Raw genomic sequence first — 9444 nt, 5'->3', positions numbered from 1 at the left:
GGCCCGCCCAGCCCCGAGCCGATCCGCCGCGCGAAGAAGATCCACAGCGCCACCAGGAGCGCGATGGGTGCCAGCGAGAGCAGCAGGTTGGCCAGGAAACCGCGCTCCTGCACCACCGGCTGCGCGGTCACCGTGACGTGGTGACCGCTCAGACTCTGCCAGAGCCTGTCGTCCGCGAAGGCCGGGCGCTGGGTCTTGAACTTGGTGTACCTGCCCCCGCCCTCGGGGTTGTCGCGGGAGCTCTTCAGCTGGCCCTGGATCGCGTCGCCCTTGGAGTAGATCTTGCTGACGTTGCCGGCGTCGACCTGCCTGCTGAACTCGGTGTACGAGATCGTCGGCTCGTTGCCCGCGCTGTAGTAGCTCAGCGAGCCGTAGGCCACCAGGAAGACGATCACCGCAGTGACGAGCAGACCCCACCATCTGCCGCGCATCCTGTTGCCGCCGGGCCGCCCGGGCGGCTCCTCCGGGGCACCCTCGCTGCGCCACGGCTGGTCAGGGGCCTTGCGTGGCGGCGCGGCATTGCTCATATCTGGACGTTACGGCAGATGGTGGACCCCGGCACGCGCTGAGGGCGCCCTTCCTCGGAAGAGCGCCCTCGGCGTCGTACACCTGCCGTACGGGTTCAGCCCATGAACTTCTTGAACTCGTCCGGCAGTTCGAACTCCTGGCCACCCTGCTGCGGCAGCCCGAGGGCACCGCCGCCCTGGGCCGCGGCGGCGCGGCGGGCCGCCTCCTCCTGCTCCTGCTGCTTGCGCTTCATCGGGTTGCCGGAGCGCTGCTTGCCCTTGACCTTCTTCGGCTGCTTCTTCGTCCGGCCGGGACCGCCGCCCATACCCGGGACCCCCGGCATGCCGGGCATACCGCCGCCCTGGGCCATGCGGGACATCATCTTCCTGGCCTCGAAGAACCTTTCGACCAGGTTCTTCACCGCGCTGACCTCGACACCGGAACCCTTGGCGATACGGGCCCGGCGGGAGCCGTTGATGATCGTCGGGTCCTGGCGCTCGGCCGGGGTCATCGACTTGATGATGGCGGCGGTGCGGTCGACGTCGCGCTCGTCGATGTTGTTGATCTGGTCCTTGATCTGGCCCATGCCGGGGAGCATGCCGAGCAGCTTCGAGATGCTGCCCATCTTCCTGACCTGCTCCATCTGGGCCAGGAAGTCGTCCAGGGTGAAGTCCTGGCCCTTCTTGGACGCCAGCTTGGAGGCCATCTTCTCGGCCTCTTCCTGGCTGAACGTCTTCTCCGCCTGCTCGATCAGGGTGAGCAGGTCACCCATGTCGAGGATGCGGGAGGCCATCCGGTCCGGGTGGAAGGCGTCGAAGTCGTCGAGCTTCTCGCCGTTCGACGCGAACATGATCGGCTTGCCGGTGACATGGCGGATCGACAGGGCCGCGCCACCGCGGGCGTCGCCGTCGAGCTTGGAGAGCACCACGCCGTCGAAGCCGACGCCGTCGCGGAACGCCTCGGCGGTGTTGACGGCGTCCTGACCGATCATCGCGTCGACGACGAACAGGATCTCGTCGGGCTGGACGGCATCCCTGATGTCCGCGGCCTGCTGCATCATCTCGGCGTCGATGCCGAGACGGCCGGCGGTGTCCACGATCACGATGTCGTGGACCTTGGTCTTCGCGAAGTCGATGGAGTCCTTGGCGACCTTGACCGGGTCACCCACGCCGTTGCCCGGCTCGGGCGCGTAGACGGCGACGCCGGCGCGCTCGGCGACGACGCTGAGCTGGTTGACCGCGTTCGGGCGCTGGAGGTCGGCGGCGACCAGCACCGGGGAGTGGCCCTGCTCCTTGAGCCACTTGCCGAGCTTGCCCGCGAGGGTGGTCTTACCGGCACCCTGGAGACCGGCGAGCATGATCACGGTGGGCGGCTGCTTGGCGAAGCGCAGGCGGCGGGTCTCGCCGCCGAGGATGCCGACGAGCTCATCATTTACGACCTTGATGAACTGTTGAGCAGGATTGAGGGCCTTGGAAATTTCAGTTCCGAGGGCCCTCTCTTTCACGTTCTTGATGAACATCCGGACGACCGGCAGGGCCACATCGGCTTCGAGGAGCGCGATGCGGATCTCGCGGGCCGTGGCGTCGATGTCCGCCTCGGACAACCGCCCCTTGCCGCGCAGGCTTTTGAAAGTCGCTGAGAGGCGATCGGAGAGAGTATCGAACACGGCGGCGTCGGTCCTCGGAGTCGGGGGCGTTTCGGGCTGTCCTCCAGGGTATCCGGCTCAGCAAGCAAATCGTCCCCGCCTGCGGGATCGAGCGGGCGGGGACGGTGCTCCCCGCAACGGCGGGGAGCATGCGTTGACCATCTTCAGCACGTGCTGAGCCGGCGGACCATCCCCGCGGAAGCGGGGAGCACACACCCGATAAACGCACGACATGACCGCCAGGTCACGCCCTCAATGCCTCCTCCACCTGTCGTGCCACCGAAGCCGCCTCTTCCAGCGGCAATGGACCGCCCGCCCAGTGAGTCACATAGAAGGCGTCCACGGCATTCGCCCCCCACGTCGAAGCGTGCGCACTGCGCACCCGCACCCCCGCGTCCTCCAGCGCCCGCCCGATCCGGAACAGCAGTCCCGGTGCGTCCTGCGCCCGGACCTCGATCACCGTGGCGTGCCGGGACGCGGCCGGGGCGACCGTGACCCGGGGCGGAGGCGCCACGACGCCCCGGCGGCGCGGGTGGGCCGCGTCCCGTTCGGCGAGGCGGGCCGCGATGTCCAGGGTGCCGTCCAGTGCCCGGACGAGGTCGGCCCGCAGCCGGGTGGCCTGGGGCAGGGAGCCGTACTCGGCCGCGACCCGCCAGTCCAGCAGCAGTACGGAGCCGCCGTCGACGCCGTCCGGCAGGTCCAGGGCGCGCAGCTCGGCCGTGCGGACGGTGAGCCGGTGGGTGGCCAGCACCCCGGCGACCGCGGGCAGGACGCCCGGCTGGTCGGGGACGGCGATCAGCAGTTCGGCGCCGAGCGGCTCGGGCTCCCCCGAAAGCTCCCTCGAGGGCTCCTTTGAGGACTCCTTTGAGGGCTTCCCCTGGTGCTCCTCGGCAGGCGGCTCGGGCCGCGCGCGCAGGACCGGCACCGGACCGCCCGTACGGAGGGCCTCGGCGGCCAGTCGCTCCTGTTCGGCGGTGGGCGCGGCGGCCTCGGGCGCGTCGATGACATCCCCGGTAAGGACGGCCGAGACCCGCCGGACCAGTTCGGCGACCAGAAAGCCGCGCCAGGACGACCAGGCGGCCGGGCCGGTGGCCAGGGCGTCCGCCTCGGTCAGGGCGTGCAGCAGCTCCAGCGTGCCCGGGGTGCCGACCGCCTCGGCGACCGAGCGGACGGTCGCCGGGTCGTCCAGGTCGCGCCGGGTGGCGGTCTCGACGAGCAGCAGGTGGTGGCGTACGAGGCCGGCGAGCACGGCCGCGTCGGCACGGTCGAAGCCGATGCGCGCGGCCACGTCCCCGGCGATGGTCTCGCCGACCACACGGTGGTCGCCGGGCCACCCCTTGCCGATGTCGTGCAGCAGCGCGGCGACCAGGAGCAGGTCGGGACGGCCGACACGGCGGGTGAGCGCGGAGGCGCGTACGGCCGTCTCGATCAGGTGGCGGTCGACCGTCCAGAGGTGGACGGCGTTGCGCTGCGGGCGGCAGCGCACCCGCTCCCAGTCGGGCAGGAGCCGGGTGACCAGGCCTTCCGCCTCCAGTGCCTCCCAGACCTCGACGGCGAGGCGGCCGGAGCCGAGCAGGGTGACGAGCTGTTCGCGGGCCTCGGCGGGCCAGGGCGTGGGCAGGGGGCGCGTGGTGGCGGCCAGGCGCCGTACGGCGTGCGGGGAGAGCGGCAGTCCGGCCTGCGCGGCGGCGGCCGCGGCGCGCAGCGGGAGCACGGGGTCGCGTTCGGGGCGTGCGGTGAGGGCGAGTACCGCCTCGCCGTCCTGCTCCACCACCCCTTCGGCGAGCGGGGACCGTTCCGCGAGGGGCTTGCCACCGCCCAGGGCCCACCCGTCGCCCGCCACCACCCTTCTGAGGAAGTCGCCTCGCTCCCTTGTCTCTTCGCGCAGCCTCGGCCGCACGGCGCGCGCCCTGAGCACGCGCCGCACTTCACGCCAGGCGATGTCGCCGGCGTACGAGAGGACGCGCGCCGCCTCGTACACCTGGCGCAGGAGGGTGTCGGCGTCGAGCAGGCCCAGCTCGGCGGCGACCTGGTCCTGTTCCTGCAGGGCGAGGCGGTCGGTGGCCCGGCCCGTGGTCAGGTGCAGGGCGTCGCGTACGTCGAGCAGCCGGCGGCGGGCGTCGGCGAGGCCCTGGCGCGGGGCGTCGGCCAGCCAGGAGGCGGCGACGGCGCGCAGCGCGGTGGCGTCCCGCAGTCCGCCGCGGGCCTCCTTCAGGTCGGGTTCGAGGAGGTACTGCAGTTCGCCGTGCCGTTGTGCGCGTTCGGTGCACAGGTCCTGGAGTTCGGGGAGCCGTTTCGGCGCCTGGTCGCGCCAGTCGGCGAGGACGGTCGTGCGCAGTACGGCCGTCAGGCCGCGGTCGCCGGCGAGGTGCCGGGCGTCCAGCAGGCCGAGCTGGACCTTGAGGTCCTCCCCCGCCGTCCTGCGGGCCTCGGCGGGTGTACGGACCGAGTGGTCGAGGGCGAGACCGAGGTCCCACACGGGGTACCAGAGGCGGTCGGCGAGGGCGGCGGTCTCCTTGGCGTCACCGCCGTCGTGCAGGAGGAGCAGGTCCAGGTCGCTGCGGGGGGACAGCTCGCCGCGCCCGTAGCCGCCGACGGCCACGAGCGAGACGCCCCGCCGGCCCTCGGCCGCCCCGGTGAACAGCCCGGCCAGCCAGTCGTCGGTCAGTGCGGCGAGGGCCGCCCGGCGCGGCGGGCCGGAGTGCGTCCCCTCGGTGAGGAGGCGCAGCCGGGCCGCCGCGTAGCCGCCGGGTCCCGGCTTCCCCGCTTGGCTTCGCACGTCCGTACCGGTCACCGGCGGCTCCCGTCCTCGTGCTGTTCAGAGTGCGTCCGGGCCGCGCTCGCCGGTCCGGACCCGGACCGCCGTCTCGACCGGCAGGGACCAGACCTTGCCGTCACCGATCTTGCCCGTGCGGGCCGCCTTGACGATGACCTCGATCAGCTGTTCGGCGTCGTCGTCCTCGGCCAGCACCTCGATACGGATCTTGGGCACCAGGTCGACGGTGTACTCGGCGCCGCGGTAGACCTCGGTGTGGCCGCGCTGCCGGCCGTAGCCGCTCGCCTCGGTGACGGTGAGGCCGTGGACGCCGAACGCCTGCAGGGCCTCCTTGATCTCGTCGAGGCGGTGGGGTTTGACGACGGCGGTGATGAGTTTCATACGTCCACTTTCTTGCTCTGCGTGGCGGCCTTGCTCTGCGTGGCGGCCTTGCTCTGCGTGGCGGCCTTGCCCGGCGTGGCGGCCTTGCTCTGCGTGGCGGCCAGGGCCAGGGCGGTAACGGCTCCGCCGCCCGCGCCGGTGAAGTCGTACGCGGTCTCGGCGTGCTGGGACTGGTCGATGCCGGAGATCTCCTCGTCCTCGGGGACCCGCATGCCGATGGTCCGGTCCAGGAGGAAGGCGAGGACCGCGGAGGCGAGCAGGGAGTAGGCGAGGACCGCGCACACGCCGGCGCACTGCTTCCAGAACTGGTCCAGGCCGCCGCCGTAGAAGAGGCCCTTGACGGCGGACTGGCCCTTGCCGCTGGCGAGGAGGCCGATCAGCAGGGAGCCGACGACACCGCCGACCATGTGGACGCCGACCACGTCGAGGGAGTCGTCGTAGCCGAACCGGTACTTCAGGCCGACCGCCATGGCGCACACGACCCCGGCGACGGCGCCGACCGCGATCGCGCCGAGTGGGGACACCGCGCCGCCGGACGGGGTGATCGCGACCAGGCCGGCGACCGCGCCGGAGGCGGCGCCGAGGGTGGTGAAGGCGCCGTGGCGGATCCTCTCGTAGGCGAGCCAGGCGAGCATGGCCGTGCCGGTGGCGACCTGGGTGTTGACGAACATCAGCGGACCGACGCCGTCGTCGTTGCCGAGCCAGGAGCCGGCGTTGAAGCCGAACCAGCCGAACCACAGCAGGCCCGCGCCGAGCATGACCAGAGGGAGGCTGTGCGGGCGCATCGGGTCCCTCTTGAAGCCGACGCGCTTGCCGATGACGAGGATGACGCCGAGTGCCGCGGCGCCGGCGTTGATGTGGACCGCGGTGCCGCCGGCGAAGTCGATCACTCCCAGTTTGTAGGCCCAGCCGCCGGCGCCCCAGACCCAGTGAGCGACCGGGAAGTACACGATCGTGGCCCACAGCACCAGGAACAGCGTCCAGGCGGTGAACTTCACCCGGTCGGCCAGGGCTCCGCTGATCAGGGCGGGTGTGATGATCGCGAACATCAGCTGGAAGACGGCGAAGACGAAGACCGGGATGGTGTGTCCGGGCCAGAGTTCCGTCCTGCCGATTCCGCTGAGGCCGACGAAGTCGGAGGTCCAGCCGATGAGCGAGCCCCTGTCGGCGCCGAAGGCCATCGAGAAGCCGTAGAGCACCCACAGGACGGTGACGATGCCGAGGCTGATGAAGCTCATCATCAGCATGTTGAGTGTGCTTCTGACGCGGACCATGCCTCCGTAGAAGAAGGCCAGGCCCGGGGTCATCAGCATCACCAGGGCGGAACAGATGAGCATGAAGCCGGTGTTGGCGGACGACAGTTTGGGCGCGTCCGCCGCCAGCGTGATGGCGGATGGTGCCATCGGCGTCTCCTCGTCGGTGTGAGGGGCGGGCCGGTTGTGCGCCACGAGACTCGCGCGGCGCGGTTTCGGTGGACGCCCCTCGGTGTTTCACCGGGGTGACGAAGACGGCGGATGTGTTACGCGTCGGTGAATTGCGTGCGAGACCGGCCGCGGGCAGCCTTCCGATGACCTGGCACGGGGGGAGCCGAGTCGGGCAGTTCGGGAGGGCCGGCCGCGGCCGGGGTTCAGGGGGTGGGGTCCTGCGGGCTCAGACGGCCTCGACGGCCTCGGGCAGCTCGGCGGCGAGCTGTTCGGTGAGGTCGATGACCTCACCGAGGTCCCCGTAGTCGCGTACGGCGTTGTCGACGGTCTTCCGGATACGGGTGTTCACGCGCTCGGAGCGGACCTTCTTGGCCACCTTCATGGCCCGGGTGACGTACTGCGTGCTCTGCTCGGGCTCGCGCTGGAGCAGGTGCACCGTGGCCATGCCGATGAGGTTGAGCGCGTACGACCGCTGGTGCTCGTAGTCCTCGGCGAACAGTTCTACGGCCCTCAGCATCAGCGGCTCGGCCAGCGAGGCGTAGGCGGGGCTGCGGCCGGCGACGTAGGCGAGGTCGCGGTAGGAGTGGGAGTTCTCCGCGTACAGCTCGGCCTCGGAGAAGAAGCGGATCCAGTCGGGGTCGGGCTCGTCCCAGTCCTCGGCGTCGGCGAAGGTGTCCTCGGCCATGCGCACCGCGCGCTTGCACTTGCCGGGCTGGCCCATGTTGGCGTAGGCGCGGGCCTCCAGCGCGTACAGCATGGACTGGGTGCGGGGGCTCGCGCAGTCCCGGCTGCCGTACTGGGCGAGGTGGATGAGTTCCAGGGCGTCCTCGGGGCGGCCGAGGTGGATCATCTGGCGGCTCATGCTGGACAGGACGTACGAGCCGAGGGGCTTGTCGCCTGCTTCCTTGGCGGCGTGCAGGGCGAGGACGAAGTACTTCTGCGCGGTGGGCTGCAGTCCCACGTCGTAGCTCATCCAGCCGGCCAGCTGGGCGAGTTCCGCGGCGACCTTGAAGAGCCTGCGGGTGGTGGCCTCGGGCTGGGGCTCCTGCAGGAGGTCCGTCACCTCGTGCAGCTGGCCGACGACGGCCTTGCGGCGCAGGCCGCCGCCGCACTGGGCGTCCCACTGCCGGAACATCCTGGTGGTGGTCTCCAGCAGCTCCAGCTCGGGCCGGGAGAGCCGGCCGAGGCGGCGGGAGGCGGCCTGCGGCTCGGGCTCCCGCGGAGACGGGGGTCCTCCCTGTTCGGGCGAGGCCGGGAGCCTGGGGGACGGGGGCGAGGGCACGAGCCAGCGCTGCAGCGGCTCGATGAGGGAGGGGCCCGCGGACAGCACCAGCGAGGTCCCGAGGAAGCCGCGCCGCGCCAGCATCAGGTCGCTGCGCGAGAACTCGCTGAGCAGGGCCACCGTCTGCGGGCCCGTCCAGGGCAGGTCGACGCCGGTGGCGGAGGGGGTCTGGCGGACGGTGCGCAGCCCGAGGTCCTCCACGGAGACGACGCAGCCGAAGCGCTCGGAGAACAGCTCCGAGAGGATCCTGGGGATCGGCTCGCGCGGGTTCTCGCCGTCCAGCCAGCGCCTGACACGCGAGGTGTCGGTGGAGATGTGGTTGGCGCCCAGCTGGCGGGCTCGGCGGTTGACCTGGCGGGCGAGCTCGCCCTTGGACCAGCCGCTGCGCACGAACCACGAGGCGAGCAACTCGTTCGGGCGCTTGTCCGCGCCCGCCGCGCCTGTCCCGCTTCCGCCGTTGCTGCCGCTCACTGGAACGCCCCCATCCCTGAAACCACTCGTCGCTGAGTGCGCCAAGCCCTATCAGAATGCCTGTCAATACGGCCGTTCGTCCGCCGGTTCTCACTCTTCGAACGGACTGCCGACTTGCCTCCGGCATACCCACGAGCGCATGTGCCCCAGGACTCGCGCACTTACAGTAATCCCACGATTACCCGCACAGCCATGGGGATCCGTGAAACGCCACCATTCGCCACCCCTTCGAATGAACTCCCGGTGGCCCTTACGCGATTCACTTGACATAGGACAACTGCGGGCGGGCGGAGCGGTGTACGCGAGGGCGCGCGCCGCGGGGCGCACCACCCGGGGCGCTTCCGGACGCCGCGGGGACCCGGCCGCGCCGGGGAGGGAGTGGAAGCAGAGAGTGACGATCCGCACTCGCCTCGTAACCATCGAGGCGGTGGAACCGTTGGAGGGGGCATGGGCTTCACGATCGGCGGCATGCGCGAGATCCGCTCCGGCACGCGGCGGCGCGGCCGGTCGTACCGCTCGTCGGAGTGCACGGCGGTGGCCGAGTACACCGGGCTGTGGGGCTGGGACGTGGTGCGGGGCGCGCGGGCCGTCGGCGGCGCGTGCTCCTGCGGCCGTACGGACTGTCCGGCGCCGGGCGCCCACCCTCTGGAGTTCGCGCCCGGGATCCCGGCCGGGGCCACGCTCGACGAGGTGAGCCGGGCCTGGGCGGAGCTGCCCGGGGCCTCGGTGATGCTGGCGGTCGGGCGCGCGTTCGACGTCATCGAGGTGGCCGAGCCGGCCGGGCGCCGCGCCCTGGCCCGGCTGGAGCGCATGGGTCTCCCCCTCGGCCCGGTGACCGCCACCCCCGAGGGCCGCGCGCACTTCTTCGTCTCCCCCGGGGCCGCCGCCGAGCTGCCGGCCCTCCTCTACCGCCTGGGCTGGGACGACCCCGCCTCGCTCGACCTGCGCGGCCTCGGTC

7 protein-coding genes are annotated in these 9444 nt (G+C 71.6%); 1 reads left to right on the top strand and 6 read right to left on the bottom strand.

The features are described from left to right. The 6 genes from C1I97_RS24240 to nsdA all read right to left on the bottom strand — a co-directional run. A partial coding sequence (locus tag C1I97_RS24240; protein WP_258382719.1) for an ATP-dependent metallopeptidase FtsH/Yme1/Tma family protein occupies nucleotides 1–527 on the bottom strand: 527 nt, incomplete at its 3' end. Between the two features lie 95 nt (nucleotides 528–622). Beyond that, complete coding sequence (gene ffh / locus C1I97_RS24235; RefSeq protein ID WP_111005298.1) at nucleotides 623–2173, bottom strand: signal recognition particle protein; 1551 nt, start codon at nucleotides 2171–2173, stop codon at nucleotides 623–625. A 223-nt stretch (nucleotides 2174–2396) separates the two neighbouring features. Next, nucleotides 2397–4946 (bottom strand): [protein-PII] uridylyltransferase, encoded by a 2550-nt coding sequence (locus C1I97_RS24230; RefSeq protein ID WP_111005297.1) that lies wholly within the window; start codon nucleotides 4944–4946, stop codon nucleotides 2397–2399. 24 nt (nucleotides 4947–4970) lie between these two features. Further along, nucleotides 4971–5309, bottom strand: a complete 339-nt coding sequence (locus C1I97_RS24225; RefSeq protein WP_030990174.1) for a P-II family nitrogen regulator — start codon at nucleotides 5307–5309, stop codon at nucleotides 4971–4973. Then, complete coding sequence (locus C1I97_RS24220) at nucleotides 5306–6712, bottom strand: ammonium transporter (RefSeq protein WP_111005296.1); 1407 nt, start codon at nucleotides 6710–6712, stop codon at nucleotides 5306–5308. Before C1I97_RS24220 ends, C1I97_RS24225 begins: the two co-directional genes overlap by 4 nt. A gap of 247 nt (nucleotides 6713–6959) precedes the next feature. Beyond that, nucleotides 6960–8486 (bottom strand): transcriptional repressor NsdA, encoded by a 1527-nt coding sequence (gene nsdA / locus C1I97_RS24215; protein ID WP_111005295.1) that lies wholly within the window; start codon nucleotides 8484–8486, stop codon nucleotides 6960–6962. A 447-nt stretch (nucleotides 8487–8933) separates the two neighbouring features. On the opposite strand from nsdA, the gene C1I97_RS24210 reads away from it, so the two are divergent. Next, on the top strand, nucleotides 8934–9444 hold a 511-nt coding region (locus tag C1I97_RS24210), incomplete at its 3' end, for a bifunctional DNA primase/polymerase (protein WP_111005294.1).

Origin of the sequence: Streptomyces sp. NTH33 (genome assembly GCF_003236365.1) — a bacterium.
GTDB lineage: Bacteria > Actinomycetota > Actinomycetes > Streptomycetales > Streptomycetaceae > Streptomyces.
Note: the sequence above shows the minus strand (reverse complement) of the source record. Positions and strands in the feature narration are given on the sequence as shown.